Source organism: Shigella sp. SIG6, from assembly GCF_053555815.1.
Window position 1 is genome coordinate 1 of record NZ_JBQZXC010000339.1, and the last position, 347, is coordinate 347.

General features: G+C 47.0%; 1 pseudogene. It reads left to right on the forward strand.

Annotated features, from left to right (window positions below):
- Nucleotides 1-94 precede the first annotated feature (94 nt).
- A pseudogene (locus ACUU1M_RS20720) lies at nucleotides 95-347 on the forward strand (phage integrase central domain-containing protein); the annotation flags it as partial.

Below are 347 nucleotides of genomic sequence, written 5' to 3' on the forward strand. Positions count from 1 at the left end.
AAGACTGCATGAATATAACGGTGGGTTACCCCCAAACGAATCGGAAAATCGATACTGGAAAAACTCTAACTCGGTGGCCAGTTTTTGTTGACCACTTCAAGCAATAAGGAGGGGTCTGCCTGATGCTCCACTTGAAGACATCACCACAAAAGAAATTGCAGCAATGCTCAATGGATACATAGACGAGGGCAAGGCGGCGTCAGCCAAGTTAATCAGATCAACACTGAGCGATGCATTCCGAGAGGCAATAGCTGAAGGCCATATAACAACAAACCCGGTCGCTGCCACTCGTGCAGCAAAATCAGAGGTAAGGAGATCATGGATTTGCCCCTATATTTCCAGACATC